General features: G+C 38.3%; 15 protein-coding genes and 1 pseudogene. 11 read left to right on the top strand and 5 right to left on the bottom strand.

Translation table 11 applies throughout. The features are described 5' to 3' along the window. Nucleotides 1–1,882, top strand: a 1,882-nt coding sequence (locus H7254_RS10105) for a S8 family serine peptidase (RefSeq protein ID WP_301932851.1), incomplete at its 5' end; no start/stop codon positions are given. On the opposite strand, the gene H7254_RS10100 is transcribed toward H7254_RS10105, so the two are convergent. From H7254_RS10100 to H7254_RS10090, 3 genes are all read right to left on the bottom strand, one after another. Then, nucleotides 1,879–3,027, bottom strand: coding sequence for an Fmu (Sun) domain-containing protein (locus H7254_RS10100; RefSeq protein ID WP_301932850.1), 1,149 nt, complete (start codon nucleotides 3,025–3,027; stop codon nucleotides 1,879–1,881). The genes H7254_RS10105 and H7254_RS10100 overlap by 4 nt on opposite strands. 104 nt (nucleotides 3,028–3,131) lie before the next feature. Next, entirely contained in the window at nucleotides 3,132–4,349 is a 1,218-nt protein-coding gene (odhB, locus tag H7254_RS10095; protein WP_301932849.1) for a 2-oxoglutarate dehydrogenase complex dihydrolipoyllysine-residue succinyltransferase, read from the bottom strand. A gap of 152 nt (nucleotides 4,350–4,501) precedes the next feature. After that, nucleotides 4,502–7,267 carry a 2-oxoglutarate dehydrogenase E1 component gene (locus H7254_RS10090; protein ID WP_301932848.1) on the bottom strand — a complete coding sequence of 922 codons (2,766 nt, stop codon included), beginning with the start codon at nucleotides 7,265–7,267 and terminating at the stop codon, nucleotides 4,502–4,504. A 396-nt stretch (nucleotides 7,268–7,663) separates the two neighbouring features. Here H7254_RS10090 and rpsT point away from each other — a divergent pair, with 396 nt between their 5' ends. Further along, on the top strand, nucleotides 7,664–7,927 hold the full coding sequence (gene rpsT, locus H7254_RS10085; RefSeq protein ID WP_301920745.1) for a 30S ribosomal protein S20: 264 nt from the start codon (nucleotides 7,664–7,666) through the stop codon (nucleotides 7,925–7,927). Between the two features lie 188 nt (nucleotides 7,928–8,115). Beyond that, a complete protein-coding gene (locus tag H7254_RS10080; RefSeq protein ID WP_301932847.1) occupies nucleotides 8,116–8,511 on the top strand; it encodes a hypothetical protein in 396 nt (131 codons plus the stop codon). A gap of 37 nt (nucleotides 8,512–8,548) precedes the next feature. On the opposite strand, the gene H7254_RS10075 is transcribed toward H7254_RS10080, so the two are convergent. Next, a complete protein-coding gene (locus tag H7254_RS10075; RefSeq protein WP_301932853.1) occupies nucleotides 8,549–8,749 on the bottom strand; it encodes a response regulator transcription factor in 201 nt (66 codons plus the stop codon). Nucleotides 8,750–9,188: 439 nt separating this feature from the next. Here H7254_RS10075 and aspS point away from each other — a divergent pair, with 439 nt between their 5' ends. The 5 genes from aspS to H7254_RS10050 all read left to right on the top strand — a co-directional run bounded on the left by aspS (nucleotide 9,189) and on the right by H7254_RS10050 (nucleotide 16,483). Next, nucleotides 9,189–11,015, top strand: coding sequence for an aspartate--tRNA ligase (aspS, locus tag H7254_RS10070; RefSeq protein ID WP_301932846.1), 1,827 nt, complete (start codon nucleotides 9,189–9,191; stop codon nucleotides 11,013–11,015). A gap of 78 nt (nucleotides 11,016–11,093) precedes the next feature. Next, on the top strand, nucleotides 11,094–11,963 hold the full coding sequence (locus tag H7254_RS10065; protein WP_301932845.1) for an alpha/beta hydrolase: 870 nt from the start codon (nucleotides 11,094–11,096) through the stop codon (nucleotides 11,961–11,963). A 418-nt stretch (nucleotides 11,964–12,381) separates the two neighbouring features. Next, on the top strand, nucleotides 12,382–13,659 hold the full coding sequence (locus H7254_RS10060) for a hypothetical protein (RefSeq protein ID WP_301932844.1): 1,278 nt from the start codon (nucleotides 12,382–12,384) through the stop codon (nucleotides 13,657–13,659). Nucleotides 13,660–13,716: 57 nt separating this feature from the next. Further along, nucleotides 13,717–14,976 carry a replication-associated recombination protein A gene (locus H7254_RS10055; RefSeq protein WP_301932843.1) on the top strand — a complete coding sequence of 420 codons (1,260 nt, stop codon included), beginning with the start codon at nucleotides 13,717–13,719 and terminating at the stop codon, nucleotides 14,974–14,976. Nucleotides 14,977–15,490: 514 nt separating this feature from the next. Beyond that, a complete protein-coding gene (locus tag H7254_RS10050) occupies nucleotides 15,491–16,483 on the top strand; it encodes a hypothetical protein (protein WP_301932842.1) in 993 nt (330 codons plus the stop codon). A 323-nt stretch (nucleotides 16,484–16,806) separates the two neighbouring features. On the opposite strand, the gene uvrA is transcribed toward H7254_RS10050, so the two are convergent. Continuing rightward, a complete protein-coding gene (gene uvrA, locus H7254_RS10045; RefSeq protein WP_301932841.1) occupies nucleotides 16,807–19,677 on the bottom strand; it encodes an excinuclease ABC subunit UvrA in 2,871 nt (956 codons plus the stop codon). A gap of 173 nt (nucleotides 19,678–19,850) precedes the next feature. Here uvrA and H7254_RS10040 point away from each other — a divergent pair, with 173 nt between their 5' ends. The 3 genes and pseudogenes from H7254_RS10040 to H7254_RS10025 all read left to right on the top strand — a co-directional run. Further along, nucleotides 19,851–20,435, top strand: coding sequence for a DUF1016 N-terminal domain-containing protein (locus H7254_RS10040; RefSeq protein WP_301932840.1), 585 nt, complete (start codon nucleotides 19,851–19,853; stop codon nucleotides 20,433–20,435). Nucleotides 20,436–20,460: 25 nt separating this feature from the next. Then, a pseudogene (locus H7254_RS10030) lies at nucleotides 20,461–20,996 on the top strand (PDDEXK nuclease domain-containing protein). A gap of 65 nt (nucleotides 20,997–21,061) precedes the next feature. After that, nucleotides 21,062–21,603, top strand: a 542-nt coding sequence (locus H7254_RS10025; protein ID WP_301932838.1) for a hypothetical protein, incomplete at its 3' end; no start/stop codon positions are given.

The following is a 21,603-nucleotide window of genomic DNA, read 5'->3' as shown; positions in this document are numbered from 1 at the left end:
TAAAGCAGGCACCCCTTTTTTAATCAGCAATCCTTCTCAATTTCTTGCCCAACGTGCCATCGACAGAAGAAAAAGATATAATATAAATATTGATGAAAGTGATTTACCTGTTACCCCTGCATACATTGACAGTATTCGTTTATCCGGTAACGTTACTATCCTTACGGTAAGTAAATGGTTTAACCAGGTTTGTATACAAACAACCGATGCAACGGCTTTAAATAAAATCAATTCCTTTTCTTTTGTAAAATCATCCGGCCCTGTTGCAGCAAGATTTTTTAATGTTATACAACCCCGCAATACACAGTTAGGTGCAGTTACAGAAAAGCAATTGCCCGCTGTAGCTGGCAGACCGCAAAGTCCGGCTGATTTTTATAATTATGGACAGTCTTACCCGCAGGTACATTTGCACAATGCTGAATTTTTACACAATCATGGTTTTAGAGGGGAAGGAATGCAAATGGCCATTATGGATGCAGGCTTTTATCATTACAAAAGTTTACCCACGTTTGACAGCATACGCACTAATAACCAGGTGCTTGAAACATGGGATTTTGTAAGCGGCAAGGCCAGCGTAAATGAAGAATTTGCACATGGCACCAATTGTTTAAGTACCATCGCCGCAAATATGCCGGGACTGTTTGTTGGTACGGCACCAAAAACTTCTTTTTATTTATATCGTACAGAAGACGTTGGCAGTGAATATCCAATTGAAGAACATAACTGGGCAGCGGCAGCAGAACGGGCTGATAGTTTGGGTGCAGATGTATTTTCGGTTTCACTGGGCTATACTACTTTCGACAACAGCATTTTTGATTATACCTATGCCAATATGGATGGCAATACCACTTTGATAGCAAGGGCTGCGAACCTGGCCGCAAAAAAAGGAATTGTTGTGGTAGTTGCGGCAGGTAACGAGGGCGAAGATCCATGGCATTATATTACAACGCCTGCTGATGCCATCAGTGTATTAAGTGTGGGGGCTGTTGATACAAGCAAACGGATCGCAAACTTTAGTAGTTTTGGCCCTTCTGCCAATGGGCAGATTAAACCAGATATAGCCGCGGTAGGTTTTAGGGCGGTGGTGGCCAACGCCAATACAGGCGCTCCCTCATTTGGATACGGCACTTCGTTTGCCTGCCCCATAATGGCAGGCGTTACAACCTGTTTGTGGCAGGCTTTTCCTGAAGTAAATAATATGCAAATTATTGATGCCCTGCGGCATTCTTCAGACAGGTTTACAACTCCGGATAACCGCACCGGCTATGGCATACCCGATGTAAAAAATGCTTTTGTCTTGCTGATAAAAAAATTATATACGCAGCAAATTACGGAGAGTGCTAATTGCACTGTCAACATGCAACTTACCGTTAAAGCAGCCGCAGATATGAGCCTTGAACTGGAAAGAAAATTGCCGGCAGAAACAACGTATAAAACGATTGCGCTGGTAAAAAATACCAACAGCAGTTTTATACAATCAAACTTCAGTTATGCAGATGACCTGAGCAGTATTGCGGCAAGCATGTCTATTCAATACCGCATCAAAATGACGATTGCTGCAGATACCAGTTTTTACCTGGATTCAGCGATCATAAATTATATCCCAAACTGTAACACGGGCAACGTTACTGAAAAAATAAGCATTCATCCCAACCCGGTAACAGAAAATCTTTTTGTTACCATTGAAAGAAATACGCCGGCAAATACAGCAATTGAAATGTATACAACTACCGGACAAAAGGTATACAGCCTGTACAATCAACCAGTTAATGGCGAACAAACTTTTACCATACCTGTAAAACAATTGAGCCCGGGAGTTTATGTAGTGGCAGTATTTATCAATGACAAAAAAGTAACGACAAAAAAAGTGATTATACATTAAGCAGCTTCTTTCTTAAACACAGCTACAAACATAGTGTCGGCCTTGTTATCAAAGCCTTTTAAAATTTCCTGATGCAGCACATTTAAATGCAAAGTATCTTTTATAAATCCTGCAATTGTTTCATTTTCTTCTTTAAACACCGAACAGGTAATGTATACAAATATTCCACCTTCTTTAAGGTGCGATACCACATTGGTTACAATTCTCTTTTGTATATCGCTATACTTTTTTATTTCTTCTAAACTAAATAAACATACTTGTTCTGGTGTTCTGCTCCAGGTACCACTTCCTGTGCAGGGAGCATCGCAAATAATAAGCGGATAATTGCTGGCAGGTGGAGAAAACGCTGAATTAACTATATCAGCGATAAAATAATTATATTGTTTAACACCAGCCTTTTTAAATCGTTGATGAAGATTCATAATAATTCCCGGGCGTATATCTGATATAGTGAGATCTGTTTTGTGTTTTAAAATATCAAATAATAAAATTGATTTACCCCCGCTGCCAGCACAGCAATCCCAGGAAGAAATTGGTTTTTTGTCTTCGGTGTAACTAAAAAGTGTTGTTTCATTTAAACTTATATAATTCAATACCTGCTGGGAATTGTAATCCTGCACCACTACTTCTTTATCAATAATAAAAAGATCTTCTGCATTGGTAGCAACCGGTAACCGGATGCAGTTTTGATTAATTAACTGGTATGCCCATTTTGATTTTTCCAGCTTTTTTAAAGTAGTGATCCGGCATTGGGGACGAATGCGTAAAAAAAGCTGTGGTTGCACCAACATAGACATGCAGTAGCTTTCAGCCGTTATACCCAGGCTCAATATTGCTGAAAAGGGGAAAATTTCATTTACTAAAAACTGATCTTTTACGAGCGCTAATTTTTTGTTTAAAGGCCAGTCTATTTTTTCATACCATTCAGGAATTATTTTTTCAACAAAATCAGAAGATTCCTTTTCACATAAAAAAGTTGCCAGTTTTATTTTTTGTTCCGGAGAACAATTGCCCATTGCAAACCCAAGTCTGAAATAATTGTAGCAAAGGGCAGTAATCTGCTTACGGTCTTTTGAACCATATTTTTTTTCTTTGCTAAAAAAATTTTTTATAAAAATTGCAAAAGGCTGATCCCCTTTATACATTTCTATTAATTTTAAGCTGGTGTTAATATAGGAGTAAAAACGGCTCATCGTATACAAAAATAAACGGCTGGAAATCACCGACCGGGAGAATAGAATGTAACCAACTATAATTCCAATAAACTTTTTACAGGGTCTTTGCCAAACAAAAGTAAAGCTGGGTTTTCTAATAGCTCTTTTACCCTTACTAAAAAACTTACAGATTCCCTGCCATCAATAATGCGGTGGTCATAACTTAATGCCAGGTACATCATTGGTTTTATTACTACCTGTCCGTTGATGGCCATTGGCCTGTCCTGAATTTTATGCATTCCTAAAATGGCACTCTGCGGAATATTTATAATTGGCGTACTCATCAACGATCCAAATACACCTCCATTTGTAATGGTAAAAGTACCACCACTCATTTCTTCAATGGTCAATTTATTTTCTTTTGCTTTGGTTGCAAGCTCCACTACTTTTTTCTCAATTTCGGCCATACTTAAACTTTCGGCATTGCGTATAACCGGCACCACAAGGCCTTTAGGAGCAGATACGGCAATCGATACATCAACATAGTTATTGTACTGAATATTTTCACCATCCAGCATGGCATTCACCGCCGGCCATTCCTGCAGGGCAAAGCAACAGGCCTTTGTAAAAAAACTCATAAAGCCAAGATTTACACCATGGCTTTCTTTAAACTTATCTTTATTTTTTGCCCTGATGTCCATAATGGCACTCATATCCACCTCATTAAAAGTGGTTAACATTGCGGTGGTGTTTTTTGCTTCCACCAGCCTGCGACTGATTGTTTTGCGCAGGTTACTCATTTTCTCTGTGCGCCTTTCCCTGCTAAATAATTCAACACCAGGTTTTCTTCCAGGGTTATTGATGGCTTCCAGCACATCCTGTTTTACTATTTTTCCATTACTACCGCTCGCTACAACAGTTTTAATATCTACTTTTTTGTCTGCAATAATGGCTGCGGCTACCGGTGTGGCTTTAACATCTAAGTCAGTTGCTTTGGGTGTAGCTGCGGGTTCAACAGTTGCCGGCTTTTCTGCAACGGCTGCCGCAACTGGTGCTGCTTTTTCTGCTGGTTTAACGGCATCTGTATCAATACTGCAGGCTATATCACCAATTTTTAAAGTATCTCCTTCTGCGGCAATTATTTTTAAAACACCTGCCTGTTCGGCATTGATCTCAAAGGTAGCTTTCTCGCTTTCCAGTTCGGCAATCACTTCATCCCGGTTCACATACTCCCCATCTTTTTTTATCCACTTTACGAGGGTAACTTCTGTTATACTTTCTCCTACAGAAGGTACCTTTATTTCTATTGCCATTGTAATTGTTTAATGTTCTGCGAATTTCGGTTAATCTTATCAATAAAAAACAGGGTTTTATTTTAAAAACAGCCCCCTTGTAAAAATGCTTTTATACCTGTATTGCAAAAACCGGCTAGTAGCCGGTTTGCAAAAAAATATTTTTTTTAATTTTATATACTGAAGGCCGTATCAATTATTTCAGTCTGTTCTTTCGCATGTATTTTAGCATATCCTGTGGCGGTAGAAGCACTTTGTATTCTGCTGATGATAAAGAAATTTATATTCTTTAAATTCATTCTTAAAAAAGTTGCTGCTCCCATATTCAATGGTTCTTCCTGAACCCAATGCCAGATGGCTTTACTGTATTTTTTATACAATTCATCTAATTGTTTTTGGGGTATCGGATGAATTTGTTCCACCCTTACAATGGCCACATCCTTCCTGTTATCTTTCAACTGTCTTTCTGCAAGATCAAAATATATTTTGCCACTGCAGAACAATACCTTTTTTACTTCGGCGGCATCATCTATAAAATCATCATCTAATACTTCTCTAAATCGGCTATTGGTAAATTCGCTGGCTGCACTATAACTTCCAGGATGACGAAGGTTTGCCTTGGGAGAAAAATTAATCAATGGCTTTCTGAAAGACCAGGTAAGTTGCCTGCGCAATACATGGAACAAATTAGCAGCGGTAGTAATATTGGTAATCACAATATTCATCTCGGCACACATCTGTAAAAATCTTTCCATCCTTGCGCTGCTGTGTTCAGGCCCCTGCCCTTCATAACCATGCGGTAACAACATTACCACGCCATTCATGCGCTGCCACTTGGTTTCAGCCGCTACAATAAACTGGTCGATCATGGTTTGTGCCCCGTTACAAAAATCACCAAACTGTGCCTCCCAAATTACAAGCGCATTTGGATTGGCCATGGAGTAACCATATTCAAATCCCAGTACCGCATATTCGCTGAGCAAAGAATTGTAAATGCGGAAAGGGGCCTGCATTTCGGTAAAATGGTTCAGACGGTTGTATTCTGCATTGGTAATTTCATCATACAAAACAGAATGCCGGTGACTAAAAGTACCCCGCTTTACATCCTGTCCGCTCATTCGTACATCTTTTCCTTCAATCAATAAACTGCCGTAAGCCATCAGTTCACCGGTTGCCCAGTCTATCTTATGTTCCTCGTTAAAAAGTTTTATTTTATCCTGCAATAACTTTTCTACTTTTCGCAACGGTTTAAAATCTGCAGGCCATTTCATTAATCCTTCAAACAATAATTTAAAATTGCTTTCGCTGACAGCAGTAGCGGGCGATTTATCAAAATCGGCAGGGGTTGCTTTGCGCAGACTTTTCCACCACAGCTCGGGTTTTTGAAAAGTATAGGGCAAAGGATGTTGTTTCACGTCATCCAATCTTTCCTGCAGGTCGGCCAAAAATTGTTTTTCCATATCTTTCGCCAATTCCTGTGCGTCTGCTTCGCCATTCTGTATAAGATACTGGGTATACACTTCTCTTGGATTAAGATGTTTATCAATTAAAGCATATAATTGTGGCTGGGTAAATTTAGGTTCGTCGCCTTCGTTGTGGCCGTGTTTGCGGTAGCAAACCATATCAACAAAAATATCATTGTTAAATTCCTGGCGGTATTGTGTGGCTATCTGCACAGCTTTCACCACCATTTCAGGATCATCGCCATTCACATGCAATACAGGAGCCTTCACCATTGCAGCAATGGATGTGCAATAATCTGCACTGCGGGCATCATCAAAATCAGTGGTAAAACCTATCTGGTTGTTGATTACAAAATGAATGGTACCACCTGTATAATAACCCTTCAGGTTACACATCTGCAATACTTCATACACAACACCCTGACCTGCAACAGATGCATCGCCATGAATCAGGATGGGCAATATTTTATCAAAATCACTATTATACAATACATCCGCTTTACTCCTTGCAAAGCCCACTACCACAGGGTCTACGGCTTCAAGATGGGAAGGATTAGGACAGAGTTTTAAGTTTATTTTATTTCCGAGATCTGTTTCTACTTCACTGCTAAAACCAAGATGGTATTTTACATCTCCCGAACCCATTGTGGTATCCGGCGTTGCTGTACCTTCAAATTCACTAAAAATCTGTTCGTATGTTTTACCTAAAATATTGGCCAAAATATTTAACCGTCCACGGTGTGCCATGCCAATTACCACTTCCTGAACACCATTTGCTGATGCGGTATTGATGATTGCATCCAATGCGGCAATGGTAGTTTCGCCGCCTTCAAGTGAAAATCTTTTTTGGCCAATATATTTTGTATGAAGAAATTTTTCAAACATTACGCCTTCATTCAACTTTTGTAATATCCTTTTCTTTTGTTCCAGCGGCACCGGCTGCAACATGGTGTGCTCAACTGCATTGATCAGATAATCTCTTTTCTTTCTGCTGTTTACAGCACTAAACTCAATGCCTACATGCGTTGTGTAGCATTTTTGTAAATGGGCAACTATATTTTTTAAGGATGTTTTTCCAAGGCCTACAAATTTACCGGCTTCAAATTCAGAGACTAAATCAGCTTCCGAAAAGCCGAAATTTTCCAGGCCAAGATTTGCTTTCCTGTCTTTTCTTTCGCGTATTGGATTGGTAATGGCAATTAAATGACCTTTTCGCCGGTAAGCCAATATCAATTGGTATACGTTAAACTCTTTATCCAGTTGAATTGCAGGCGTTGCAATTTGATCTGCCAATACTCCATTGCCTGCAACAGATTTGCCGTTTGTAGTGCCATTGTAATTACTAACGGCAAAATCAAATCCTTCAAAAAAGCTTCGCATATCCGCATCCACAGTTTCAGGATTCTTTATAAAATCGTTGTATAAATTTTCGATGTAGGCGGGGTGAGCATTCGTTATGTACTGAAAATCCTTCATTGTAAGTAGAAAATTATTAATTTATCGCATCAAAATTGTGTATGCAAATATCGGTTTTTATAAACAGATAATAAACGCACTTTACTTAAAAATGTTATAAATTATAATTTTTAAAAGCTACTTTCAACGCGTTTTTAGGGGTATAAAGTAAGCAGGGAAAATTAGGTGAAGAATTTAAAATGAATAAACAAAATTTGCAGGAAGTACGCTGCCACGAGGGTATAAAAAATTAATTTTGAAAGAGACAGAAAATAAATATGGACTGTTTAAATTTATTTGATTGTTAAAGAAGAGCTGAATTATAGCAGAAAGGTGCTTTTTTTGAAAATTACCACTGCTATAATGTTTGTTTCTTATTATATCCCCTTATCTTTGCAGCCCAAAAATAGATTTAAAATGGCAAATCACGCAGCAACCAAGAAAGATGTCCGTCAGAGCACAAAACGCAATGAGCGTAACCGTTATTATGGTAAAACAACCCGTAATGCAATTCGTGATATCAAGGCAATTGATAATAAAGAAGGCGCCGCAGAAAAATTACCATCCGTTACCGCTATGATTGACAAATTAGCAAAACGTGGTACTATCCATAAAAACAAAGCTGCTAATTTGAAAAGCAAGCTGGCAAGAAAAGTAAATGCACTTTCTGCAGTAAAGTAATTTTTACTGTTTGTTATATTATTTAAAAGCCTGTTGAATTAAATTCGGCAGGTTTTTTTTATTGATACCGGATTGTACGTAATAACAACCTATTTTAAAAAAAATTAAATTTTCAGCCTGCTGGTTGTATTATCCTGTATTTGGTTTACTGCAATAATATATATTCGCATTTTAAAACTAACTACTGCATGAGCAACGAAGTGTACTCAATACCAATCAGGTACCGTAAAATGGAAAACCTGCACATTGTATTTTGGTTGCTGAAAGATATAAGCTGGTGTATGATCTGGAAGCCCCTGGGTATTGCTATGATTTTTCCAACGCTGATCATTGCAATTGTAATTGCCATTCGTACCCGGCAATTTATGAGTGAAGTTTGTCATAATGTTGCAATAGTAGTCTGGATAACGGCCAACTCTTACTGGATGATAAGCGAATTTTTACATTTTGACAGCAACCCCTTATTTGGCGATTTTACCTACAAACATTTGGCCATTATTCCCTTCTCGATCGGCTTGCTTATTCTTGCTTATTATTATATCTGGTGGAAACCAAAACATCCACTGGCAGTAGAAACAATGTAAAATACAGGTTGTATTTTTTGTGCATTTACCTGATCATTCAGGAAAAACTTACAATGCCATGGCGGTTAGCATACATTACCAACCCAACCCTTGTTTTTAAACTCAGCTTTTTAAAAAGTCCATCCCGGTAACTATCCACTGTGCGGACACTTACACAAATTTTATCAGCAATTTCTTTGTAGGTTAATTCCGTACAGACATACTCTAAAAATTCTCTTTCCCTTTCATTTAGCTGAATTAAAATATTCAGTTCACTAAAATGTCTGCACAGTGTAGTTTATAAAAATACAATCAACATATTTCCCCCTGACTACTTTTACCAAATACCCTTTTTGACTTAAAGTGGTTCGCTGAAAGAGCGTACAACTTGTACTTGATTGGCTGCTATTTATTATTTCAGGTATCAATAATCCAAAACTGACAATCTTTTCTTATTCATCAAAATTCACAATAATCAACTGTTTGCCCGCCTTTAATATACCTGGGGCAGAAGCTTTACAGCCCTAGGCTTTCTATCTGTATATTTGCATCCGCTTTAATAAAAGTTAAATGGTAGTACAAAACCGGGATTCGCCGGCCATGGTGGGCGATAGTGCTCAACCAGGGTTAAACTACCCGTTACAAATATAATTAAATCCCTTATTTTCCTTTAGGAGGTGGGGGCAAAACACATTTTTATGTACAGATCGCATACCTGTGGTGAATTAAGAATTGCCGATACAAAAAAAGAAATTACGTTAAGCGGATGGGTGCAAACTATCCGTAAATTTGGCAGCATTAGCTTTGTTGATCTTCGCGATCGGTACGGTATTACCCAACTCTTATTTTCTGAAAACCTAAACGCACAATTGGATGCCAATCCATTGGGGAGGGAGTTTGTTTTACAGGTAAAAGGAATCGTAAACGAACGCAGTAATAAAAATGCAAATATTGAAACAGGCGATATTGAAATTGCAGTAGCTGAATTCACCATTTTAAACAGAAGTGCCGTACCTCCTTTTTCAATACAGGACGATACAGATGGCGGTGATGAACTGCGGATGCGATATCGCTTTTTAGATTTGCGCAGAAGCATAGTAAAAAAGAACCTTGAGCTGCGCTATGCCGTAAGCCGAAGTACGAGAAATTATTTGCATGAAAATAATTTCATGGATATTGAAACTCCCTTCTTAATTAAATCTACCCCGGAAGGTGCAAGAGATTTTGTAGTTCCCAGCCGTATGAATCCGGGACAGTTTTATGCATTGCCGCAAAGTCCGCAAACATTTAAACAGTTGCTGATGGTTAGTGGCTACGACCGCTATTACCAAATTGTAAAATGTTTTCGTGATGAGGATCTTCGTGCAGATCGTCAACCGGAATTTACACAAATAGATTGTGAAATGAGTTTTGTAGAGCAGGAAGATATTTTAAATATGTTTGAAGGTTTGGTAAAACGCATTTTTAAAGATGTAAAAAATATTGACTATACCGATGTGGTAGAACGCATGACATGGGAAGATGCTATGTGGCAATATGGAAATGATAAACCAGATATTCGCTTTGAAATAAAAATTGCAAATCTAAAATTTCCGCAGCATACATTTCCAGCAAAAGCTCCTCAATCTGCATTGATAGCAGGTGCAGGGTTTGGTGTGTTTGATGATGCTGAAACTGTGTTGGCCATAGCGATTCCTGGTTGCAGCGAATACACCCGCAAACAAACTGACGAATTAACGGAGTGGGTTAAACGCCCGCAAATTGGCATGAAGGGGCTTGTATTTATAAAATGTAATACCGATGGAACTTATAAAAGCAGCGTAGATAAATTTTATGATGCAGAAAAATTAAAAGCGATTGCAGCAGCGGCCAATGCCAAAGCAGGTGATTTAATTTTGATATTGGCAGGTGCAGAAGAACGTACCAGAAAAGCTGCCAGCGACCTGCGTATGTACCTGGCAGATAAGTCAGGTATGCGTAAAACAGATGAGTTTAAATTATTGTGGGTACTGGATTTCCCTTTGTTTGAATATGCAGAAGACGATAACCGGTGGGTAGCAAGGCACCATCCGTTTACTTCGCCCAAGCCGGATCATATTGACATCATGATCAACAACAACCCGGTTATTGAAAATGCAGCTGACTACCTGGCTCATCCTTATGCAGGTATTAAAGCCAATGCCTATGACATGGTGTTAAATGGCAATGAAATTGGTGGCGGCAGTATCCGTATTTTTCAAAGAGGATTACAGGAAAAAATGTTTGCAGCCCTTGGCATGGATGCTGAAGAACAGCAACATAAATTTGGATTTTTGTTAGGTGCTTTTGAATATGGTGCCCCACCGCATGGCGGACTGGCATTTGGTTTTGATCGTTTGTGTGCCATTCTTGGTGGCAGTGAAAGCATCCGTGATTTTATCGCCTTCCCTAAAAATAATAGCGGAAGGGATGTAATGCTGGATGCTCCCAGTACCATTGATGCTAAACAATTTAATGAACTGCAGATTAAGTTAGATATAAAGTAGTAGTACTACTTTATATCACCTGCAAGCTTGATATATTCTTAATATTTCTCTTACTAACTTTAAAGTAAAAACTTAACTATGGAATGGGTTAAAACTTTGACAGCAGCTTTGCTTTTAATATGTGTTGTATCGTGTAATAAAAAAAACTCTGATGGAGCAGATATCATCGCAGCAAGTACCCAACTCAATGTTTCTTATGGTACAAACACTTTACAAAACATGGATGTGTATTTGCCTGCCAACAGGTCAACTTCAACAACAAACGTTTTGATATTGATACATGGCGGCTCCTGGACTACAGGCGACAAAACAGACCTTACCAGTTACATAGATTCATTTAAAAGAAGACTGCCGGGCTATGCGATCTTTAACATTAATTATCGTTTATCGAATATCCCCAACAACGTTTTTCCCACCCAGGAAAACGACGTAAAAGCAGCTGTTGAATTTATTTACGGCAAGTCCGCAGCCTATCTGATTTCAGCGAAATATGCCTACATTGGTTTTAGTGCCGGAGCACAGCTGGCAATGCTGCAGGGCTTTAAATATACTGCTCCGGTAAAGGCAAAATTAATTGCCTCCTTTTCCGGTCCGTCAGATTTAATTGAATTGTACAACCATCCAACGTTTGGAAACCCGCTTATTTCATTGGGACTTGCCAATGCTATTGGAAGCACACCATTACAGGATTCTTTATTATATGCCAACTCAAGTCCGGTTAATTTTATTTCAGGCACCTCCCCTCCAACTATCGTATTTCAGGGAGGAACAGACCCATTGGTAAGTACAACGCAGGCTTTGGAAGTACAAACAAAACTGGTAAATAGCGGGGTTAAAAACCAATATGTTTTTTATCCGGCAGCTGCACATATTGGTGACTGGGATAAGCCTACCATGTTTGATGCCTTCAATAAATTACAGGATTTTATTATAGCAAATACTTTATAAAAACGGATAGCATTTACGGGTTATATTTTTTACAAAACATAAACAATTTATTATATCCTGGTAAGGCGCTTTTTAAAATTATCTGATGCGGAATTATTGTGTAGCATTTTTAAAATCGTCCAAAGGGTTAATATCATTTTCGTCTTTTTTAGTAGAAAAATTCTGTAATTCTTTATTCTGCTCTTCACTTACATCATCCGTTATAGCTGCGCCTTTTAGTTGTTCATAAAAAACAAAATCCTCTTTTATTCAGTAAATCAATTCCACATAGCGGAGATTTTCAATGCAGGCTACCAAATCTTTTCTTAAATCATCCGTTGAGATATAAGATGATGATATAAAATTTAAAAAACTGTACTTACTTATCCATTTCTTTACTGTTATCAGATAACTACATTTTTTATTTTACTTTGTACCAATGAAAAAAATATCCATTCTTTCAATCATGATGTTACTTTGTTGCCATGCAATGGCTCAGATAGATTCCAGCGTGTATTCAAAATTTACCACTGCACAAAACAGGATAAAGTTTTACAGTTACCTGATTAAAAATTCCATTACAAAAAATTTATCGCTACCGTTAAATGATAGTACTGAAGAAAACTGGGAAGATGCTTTTAGTGCCATGGAATTAATCTATTATAAAGAACCCTGGACAAAAATTAAATTAAAAATAGCGGCGGATGATCTTAGAAAAAGAAGCATGGAATTTCAACGCAGCTTTATGGAACTGTTATATGCAACAGGTCAAAAAGACTACACCCAACAGGCAGATGATTTGTTTAAAAATACAGCTAATGGAAAAGTATTTGCCATGTGCGCAGAATATTTATTGAAAGCAGACAGTTCTGAAAAAAATAAAAATTATATTTATAAAATTGCCGCAAATAAATCAAACCTATTCAGCAATGATAATGATTCTCTTGCTGTTGTCAATTTATTGAAACACCTGGAAAAAATTTATACAAATAAAAAAATTACAACTGTAATCTTCTTTAAACCGCTGTTTAAAAAATCCTATTTAAAAGGTAATACCGTTGTTTACAGTTTACAAAGAAAAAACAGAAATTACCCGGGTATTTTAGTTATTAAAGATACCGCAGGCAATTTTGTAACCGATTCCAACGGTGAGATTTTTAGACTACCTCAACTGGCGAGAAGCCTCAGCAACATGCCAGGCTATTTAACCAATGGTAATACTCCACAGGGCATTTACAGATTATATGGCTTTGATAAAAGCCGTAACAATTTCATTGGTCCCACCGAAAACCTGCAGCTCACCATGCCCTTCGAAACATCCATCCGGCATTTTTTAAAAGACAGCAGTATTACCGATACTACCTGGAAAATAAACTGGTATCAAAAATTATTACCAGGTGCTTTGGTTAATTACCAGCCCCTGTATGAAAGTTATTTTGCAAGTTCCGCCGGCCGAACAGAAATCATTGCACATGGTACCGCCGTTGATGCGGAATTTTACAAAGGACAAATGTATTATCCCTACACACCGACTGCAGGTTGCCTGTGTACCAAAGAGCTATGGAATGCAGACGGGAGGCGCATTGTAAGCGATCAACAAAAATTAGCCGATGCGGTAAAAAAAGCAGGCGGAGCAGATGGCTACTTAATTGTGATTGAAATAAACGATGCTCAAAAACCAGTTAGCCCCGAAGAAATTTTACCCTTGCTGCAATAAATAAAACCTGAATTATCCTTTACAAAGAAGGGCAAAAAAACAGGTTACCTTTATAGTATGAGTACAGTTCCGTTAGCAGAAAGAATGCGTCCCATCACTTTGGATGAACTGGTAGGTCAGCAACATCTTACCGGCAAAGGCAGTATTTTACGTACTGCAATTGAACAAGGAAAACTTCCTTCGATGATATTGTGGGGCCCTCCGGGTGTTGGTAAAACAACCATTGCCAACATCATTGCACACACGTTGAAGGTTAAGTTTTATACCCTCAGCGCCATCTCATCCGGCGTAAAAGAAGTGAGGGAAGTTATTGAAGACGCCAAAACAAAACCAGGTGCCATTCTTTTTATTGATGAAATTCACCGTTTTAATAAAGGCCAGCAGGATGCTTTGCTGGGCGCTGTTGAAAAAGGAATTATACGGCTGATTGGCGCTACAACCGAGAATCCCTCATTTGAAGTAAACAGCGCTTTATTAAGCAGATGCCAGGTGTACGTTTTAAAAGCACTGGATAAAAAAGAGTTGATTTTTCTTTTAAATCAGGTACTGACAAAAGATGCAGTATTAAGTAAAAAAAATATTGAGCTGAAAGAAACAGAAGCCCTGCTTACCATCAGCGGCGGAGATGCCCGCAAACTGCTAAATTTATTAGAACTGGTAACAGATGTACTGGATAAAAATGCCGTAATTACAGATGATGCCGTAATGGAAATTGCGCAGCAAAGAATTGCGCTGTATGATAAAAAAGGTGAACAGCATTACGATATTATTTCTGCATTTATTAAAAGCATGCGGGGCAGCGACCCTAACGGTGCAGTATACTGGCTGGCAAGAATGATTGAAGGTGGCGAAGATGTAAAATTTATTGCCCGCCGCATGCTGATATTTGCCAGCGAAGATATTGGCAATGCCAATCCCAATGCGCTGTTATTAGCCACCAGTACCTTTCAGGCAGTAAGTATGATTGGTTACCCTGAAAGCCGTATCATACTTTCGCAGTGTGCCACGTACCTGGCAGGCAGCGCTAAAAGCAATGCGGCAATTGTGGCTATTGGTGGGGCTTTGGCAGCAGTTGCGCAAACCGGCGACCTGCCGGTACCGCTTCATTTACGCAATGCCCCCACTAAACTAATGAAAGAAATGAATTATGGCAAAGACTATAAATATGCTCACCAGTTTGATGATAATTTTACCTTGCAGGAATATTTGCCTGAAAAACTAAAAGGCACCGCATTCTATGTACCTCAAAAAAATGCCCGTGAAGAAGAAATAAGGAAATTTTTAAAGGAAAGATGGAAAACAAAATATGGATATTAAAAAAGACATCACAGCAAGGGAAGACGTTGATCGAATAGTAGTACATTTTTATAAGGCAGTTAAATAAAACCAACCATTGGTTTTATTTTTAGAGAAATAGTTACTGTACACTGGGAATATGATATACCATTGATTGTAGATTTTGGTTATCCATCTTATTGGATAACTTGTAGTATAAAAAAATGAACGAATTAAGAGTCGTAGTTCAATAAATTATTTCTCGCATGCTACTTTTAGTTACTGAACACAATCTTCTAACTCATCAATACTATTGAGATAATTTAACTTCACCGGATATAATATGCATTGCCATCTAATTAACAAGATGCCGGGAATATTTTTTAGAGGATGACTTGCGCCCAAAGTTGATAAAATCCTACAGTACGTTTTTTTTCAAATACAATATTTAATGCGGCTTTTCGTTTTAATTTGACTGATGCTTCTTTTTTATAGTGAATCTTATCCACTATTTAAACCTGTATCAAAATCCAATATTCCAAAAATCCTGCAAGGCATGAAAAATCGTTTACACTATCTTATTTACAGGTTTTTTATTACGCTTTTTCTTACTCTAATATTTGCCAGACCAAGCTATGCCCAATCCCTGCTGCTGGGTAATGAAAATTTAACTGTTGAAGTTGGCTTAAACTTTGGCCCCACGTTTTTTTTAGGCGATTTGGGCGGCCACCGTGGCTACGGAACAACTTTCATCAAAGATTTAAATCTTCCCCTAACCAAATTAATGAAGGGTGCGTTTGTGAGTGTGCAGCCAAATGAGTGGCTGGGCTTCAGGGTGGCCGCACAATATACCTTCCTGGCCGGGAAGGATGAAATAATCAATACTAACGGTAGACCGGAGTCATTCAGAAAAGACCGCAACCTTGATTTCAGAAGCGATGTATGGGAAGCTTATACCGCGGTTGAATTTTTTCCCCTCATGTATTTGAAAAGGTATGATGAAGATTATCAGCCAAAACTAAGGCCTTATATTTTTGGAGGAGCGGGTCTATTTCACTTTAATCCACAGGGATCACTTACAGATCAAAATGGCAACAAAACCTGGCACTATTTACAACCATTGCATACAGAAGGGGAGGGATTTGCAGAATATCCTGACAGGCCAAATTATAAACTTACCCAGGTGAACATACCTATGGGAGGTGGCTTTAAATATTTACTGTCTGACAATGTAAATCTTGGAATTGAATTGCTTTACAGAAAAACATTTACTGATTATATTGATGATGTAAGTACCACTTATATTGATCCTAACCTATTCAATAAATATCTTTCCCCGGCAGATGCAAACATAGCTATTCAGATATACAATAAAACGCCCACAACGATAACTTCAAGAACTGATCCGGGGTTACAGAGGGGTAATTCAAAAAACAACGATGCTTATTTTTCACTTCTGCTCAAACTAAGTATAAAAATTAATGGAAATTTTAATAATGACTACAACAGGAAATCCGCTGAACATACAAGGTGTCCTGCGAGATTTTAAAATTCTATAATAAAATATATCAATTATGAAAAACAATTTACACACCAATCCACTTATTTTTAAAATGATTTTATTGGTAACCTGTTTCATGCTGGTGATGTTGTATAACAAATCCAAAGGAGGTTAGTCAGCCAACTGATTATTATAAAAGAATTAAAGAAGATAGCTGATTAGTTTGAGTAATCAGTAAAATTATGCTTATCCTCTAATAATAAAATAACTAAATGGCAAAGCGATAGAACGGAAGTGACACCCAAGCTAGTGCAAATGCGTGCACCCGCTTACCCCTGAAACCACATTTCTGATTTCCTTACTATCCTTTGTCATTTTTTTAATTCTGCTTTTAAATATTTTCCGGTAAAACTTTCTTTTACTTTTACCAGTTCTTCCGGCACGCCTTCAAACAACACCAGGCCACCGCCATCACCGCCTTCGGGGCCAATATCAATAATATGATCGGCTACTTTTATCACATCCATATTGTGTTCAATTACCAGTACACTATTGCCCCTTTCAACTAATTTATTAATCACTTCCAGCAAATGTTGTATGTCCTGAAAATGCAGCCCGGTTGTTGGTTCATCTAAAATATAAAAGGTTTTACCAGTATCTTTTTTACCCAGTTCTGTGGATAGCTTTACCCGCTGTGCTTCTCCACCACTAAGGGTTACAGCGCTTTGCCCCAGTGTAATGTATCCAAGTCCTACTTCTTTCAGCACTCTTATTTTACGGTAAATAAAAGGTACGGCCTGAAAAAATTCCACAGCTTCATCCACCGTCATATCCAGCACATCACTGATGGATTTTCCTTTGTAACGTATCTCCAGCGTTTCTCTATTATAGCGCTTGCCATTGCACTTTTCGCAATGCACATATACATCTGGTAAAAAATTCATTTCTATCACCCGCATACCACCACCTTCGCATACTTCGCAACGTCCACTCTTAACGTTAAAAGAAAAACGTCCTGCGGTATAGCCACGAATTTTTGCTTCTGGTACCGCTGCAAACAAAGTCCTGATGTCGGTAAAAAATCCACAATAAGTTGCAGGATTACTTCTTGGTGTGCGGCCAATCGGACTTTGGTCAATTTCTATTACCTTATCTATCTGCTCTATGCCTTTGATTGCTTTATATTCCAACGGATTGGCTTTGGAATTGTAACAATACTTATTCAACAGCGGGTACAATGTTTCATTGATCAACGTTGATTTGCCACTGCCGCTAACGCCTGTTACCACAATCAGTTTTCCCAACGGAAATTTTACGGAAACGTTTTTTAAGTTATTGCCCTTTACACCCGTGAGTTCAATAAATTTTCCATTACCTTTTCTTCTTTCTTTCGGTATAGCAATAGTTTTTTCACCGCTTAAATATTTCGCCGTTTCTGATTTGGATGAAAGTACCTCCTGGGGTGTACCCATCGCAACAATCTCTCCGCCGTGTATGCCTGCTTTGGGTCCAATGTCAACGAGGTAATCACTCGCCAGCATGATATCCTTGTCATGCTCTACCACCAACACACTATTGCCTATGTTGCGTAAATTTTGCAGTGCACCAATCAACCTTTGATTGTCCCGCTGGTGCAATCCAATACTTGGTTCATCTAAAATGTAGGTAATACCTTGTAACTGCGAACCAATTTGAGTTGCAAGCCTGATGCGCTGAGACTCTCCACCACTGAGGCTTTTAGATGACCGGTTGATCGTAAGATAGGTCAATCCAACATCCAGCAAAAATTGTAAGCGGTCTCTTATCTCTTTCAACACATCTTTGGCAATGGCATTTTGTTTATTGCTCAATCTTTTTTCAATGTTTTCAAACCAAACAGCGAGTTTATCCAAATTCATATTACTGAGTTCCGCAATATTTTTTTCATCCACTTTAAACCACAGACTTTCTTTTCTTAACCTGCTGCCATTGCAGGTGCCGCAGGTTTTCAACTGCATAAATTTTTCTACCCAGTCCCGCAAAGCTTCCCCGCTGTTCGGAGAAGCAAACCATCTTTTAAGCATGGGAATAATGCCCTCGTAACTTCCTGTATATTCCAATGGAACTGTTTCATCACTCAGGTCAAGTTCTAACTCAGGATTGATTTGCTGGTCGCCATATAAAAGTAAGTTTAACTGATCCGGAGGAAGGTCTTTTAATGGCTTGTCTAAATTGATTTTGTATTTTTTTGCAAACGCCACTACCTGCTGAAATACGCTTGCATCCCGCTCCTCACCCAATGGTATAATTGCACCTTCCTTTATACTTTTTGTTTTATCAGGAAGTACTTCTTCCATATCAATGGTATAAACTGTGCCCAAACCTTTACAGGTAGGGCATGCACCATATGGACTGTTAAATGAAAACGCATTGGGGCTCGGTTCCTCGTAGCTGATGCCGGTTTCTTCGCACATCAATTGCTTGCTGTATTGAACCGTTTTATTATCATCGTTGATGAGTAAGAACATAAGGTCTTTGCCCACCTGCAGGGTTTTTTGCACACTCTGGCTCACCCTTACTTTCATATCATCAGTTACCGCCAGCCTGTCCACCACTACTTCAATATCATGAATTTTGTACCGGTCAATTTGCATTTTTGGCACCAGATCTTTTATTTCACCGTCTATCCGCACTTTTAAATATCCTTTCTTGCGGATGTCTTCAAACAGTTCCCGGTAATGACCTTTGCGGCCACGAACCAATGGCGCCAACAGGCTTATTTTTTTATTTTTAAATTTTGTAAAGATGTTGGTCACAATTTCTTCTTCGCTAAACTTAACCATTTTTTTGCCGGTGTTATAACTGTAAGCCTCTCCCACCCTGGCGTACAGCAATCGCAGAAAATCGTAGATCTCGGTAATGGTACCCACCGTACTCCTGGGATTTTTATTGGTAGTTTTTTGCTCAATCGAAATTACGGGGGAAAGCCCCGTTATTTTGTCCACATCAGGACGCTCCATATCGCCCACAAACTGCCGGGCATAAGCACTGAAACTTTCCATGTACCTGCGCTGACCTTCGTTGTAAATGGTATCAAATGCCAGCGACGATTTACCGCTGCCACTTACGCCGGTAAACACCACCAGTTTATTTTTTGGGATTTTTATATCAATGTCTTTTAGGTTGTGCTCCCTTGCACCAAACACTTCAATAAATTCGTTGTTGATTATATCTTCAGAAGGAGTCTTTTTAACTTTCGCCATGTAGTATTTTACTGAGTTGCAAATATACAAAACAAAAAGACGGCGGTTTGGTTGGGTACCAGGTTGTTTAATATTTTCCAGTGGCTGTTTTATTGCTACTGCTAAATTTCACTCCCGGTTTTTACTTAGCCAAAATTATAATTATCTTCATCATCACAACAAAACTACAGGCCATGGCAGATATGGTAAGTAAAAACTACCTAAATATTTTACAGCAACTGAAAGAAAGAATCAGGCAGGCAAGACTACGTGCTGTTGTTGCTGTTAATAATGAACTCCTTACTGCCTTCTGGGAAATTGGCAATACCATTCGTAAACAGGAAAAGGCGGAAGGGTGGGGCAATAAAACAGTAGAAAGGTTAGCGAATGATTTAAAAACTGAGTTTCCCGACATGAATGGTTTGTCTCCCAGAAATCTCCGCTATATGAAAGAATTTGTACTGGCTTATCCTAAGTTTACAATTTTGCAACGAGCCGTTGCAAAATTGAATGATAACAATAAAAACCCGTCTTTTACAATTTTGCAACAGTTCGTTGCAAAATTACCCTGGGGCCATAATTGCACCCTGCTGGATAAATTAAAGCAGCCCGGAGAAAGATTATTTTATGCCCAAAAAGCAATACAAAATGGGTGGACACGAGCTATGCTGGTAAAGCAGATTGAAAGCGAATTGCATAAGCAACAAGGCTTGCTTACCAACAATTTTAATATTTCGTTGCCCGCCCTACGAATCGGAACTGGCTTCACAGCTTTTTAAAGATCCTTACCAACTGGATTTTATAATGTTGGGTGAAGAAGCAAAAGAAAGGAATTTGGAAAATGCATTGATGAACCAGGTTACCAAATTTTTACTGGAGCTGGGTGATGGCTTTGCATTTATGGGAAGGCAAAAAAATTTGAGGCTGGTGGCAGGGAATTCTGCATTGACTTATTATTTTATCACACAAGATTAAGAAGGCATATCATTATTGATTTAAAAATTGGAGAGTTTGAAGCAGCGTTTATTAGTAAAATGAATCTGTACCCAGACCTGGCTGATGATAATTTAAGAGGCAGGTATGATGAGGCTTCTATTGGTTTAATACTTTGCAAAACCAATAATAAAATTGTTGCAGAATATGCCCTGCGGGATACAACCAAACCAATAGGAATTGCTGAATATAAAATTTCGCAAAAATTGCCGGTTAATATTAAGGGGAAACTTCCCAGCATTGAAGCTATCCAAAAAAGCATGGATAAAGAACTGAAAAAAACGTCTGTTACTGGTAATAAAAGATGGACAGCCGTAAAACGAAAAATTAAAAGTGAAAAAATGTAATTAATTAAAACACTTTACTACAATCGCTTTAACGTATTGCAAATTTTAAAAAAATATTCCTATTAATGCTATCAAACCTATTTGGCAAAAAAGGCTCCACCGAATCCGCTACAATTTTTAAAGACAAAGTCTATCTCACCACCGCTGGTAAAATCACCGCCTGCCTTCAATTGGCTAAAGTAAATCCAGATTGTATTTTTATTGCATGGTTTGCTGAAACCGCAGCGACGTTTGAAAAATTTTTTACTTATTACAATATTGATAGAACAAGGATAATTTTGGCTAACGAAAATGATGCTCATCTTCTGCAAAGTCATCAGCCTGTATTTTTAGAACATTATCCATTAAACGCCAAAGAACTTTTATTGGTAAAAGATTGGCAGCTTACCGGCATCTCCGTTTTTAGCTCTATGGACGAACCGTTGTTTAAACATTTTGGAAGTGATAAAATGGTGCCATTGATAAAATTACTGGGCTTTAAAGAAAGTGAGGCCATTGAACATTCTTATGTAACAGAATCTATCATAAAAGGACAAAATAAAATAGCGGTAAAAGTATTGGTAGACCAACCAGCTTATTCACAGGCTGAGTGGATGACGAAAAATAT

Origin of the sequence: Ferruginibacter sp., assembly GCF_014377975.1 — a bacterium.
Classification (GTDB): domain Bacteria; phylum Bacteroidota; class Bacteroidia; order Chitinophagales; family Chitinophagaceae; genus Ferruginibacter.
This window is presented reverse-complemented; position numbering and strand designations above follow the sequence as displayed.

Coding starts and splice junctions, on each gene's coding strand:
- H7254_RS10100 (WP_301932850.1), bottom strand. CDS start 3,027: ATGTATAAAGGGGATCAGCCTTTTGCAATTTTTATAAAAAATTTTTTT.
- odhB (WP_301932849.1), bottom strand. CDS start 4,349: ATGGCAATAGAAATAAAGGTACCTTCTGTAGGAGAAAGTATAACAGAA.
- H7254_RS10090 (WP_301932848.1), bottom strand. CDS start 7,267: ATGAAGGATTTTCAGTACATAACGAATGCTCACCCCGCCTACATCGAA.
- rpsT (WP_301920745.1), top strand. CDS start 7,664: ATGGCAAATCACGCAGCAACCAAGAAAGATGTCCGTCAGAGCACAAAA.
- H7254_RS10080 (WP_301932847.1), top strand. CDS start 8,116: ATGAGCAACGAAGTGTACTCAATACCAATCAGGTACCGTAAAATGGAA.
- aspS (WP_301932846.1), top strand. CDS start 9,189: ATGTACAGATCGCATACCTGTGGTGAATTAAGAATTGCCGATACAAAA.
- H7254_RS10065 (WP_301932845.1), top strand. CDS start 11,094: ATGGAATGGGTTAAAACTTTGACAGCAGCTTTGCTTTTAATATGTGTT.
- H7254_RS10060 (WP_301932844.1), top strand. CDS start 12,382: ATGAAAAAAATATCCATTCTTTCAATCATGATGTTACTTTGTTGCCAT.
- H7254_RS10055 (WP_301932843.1), top strand. CDS start 13,717: ATGAGTACAGTTCCGTTAGCAGAAAGAATGCGTCCCATCACTTTGGAT.
- H7254_RS10050 (WP_301932842.1), top strand. CDS start 15,491: ATGAAAAATCGTTTACACTATCTTATTTACAGGTTTTTTATTACGCTT.
- uvrA (WP_301932841.1), bottom strand. CDS start 19,677: ATGGCGAAAGTTAAAAAGACTCCTTCTGAAGATATAATCAACAACGAA.
- H7254_RS10040 (WP_301932840.1), top strand. CDS start 19,851: ATGGCAGATATGGTAAGTAAAAACTACCTAAATATTTTACAGCAACTG.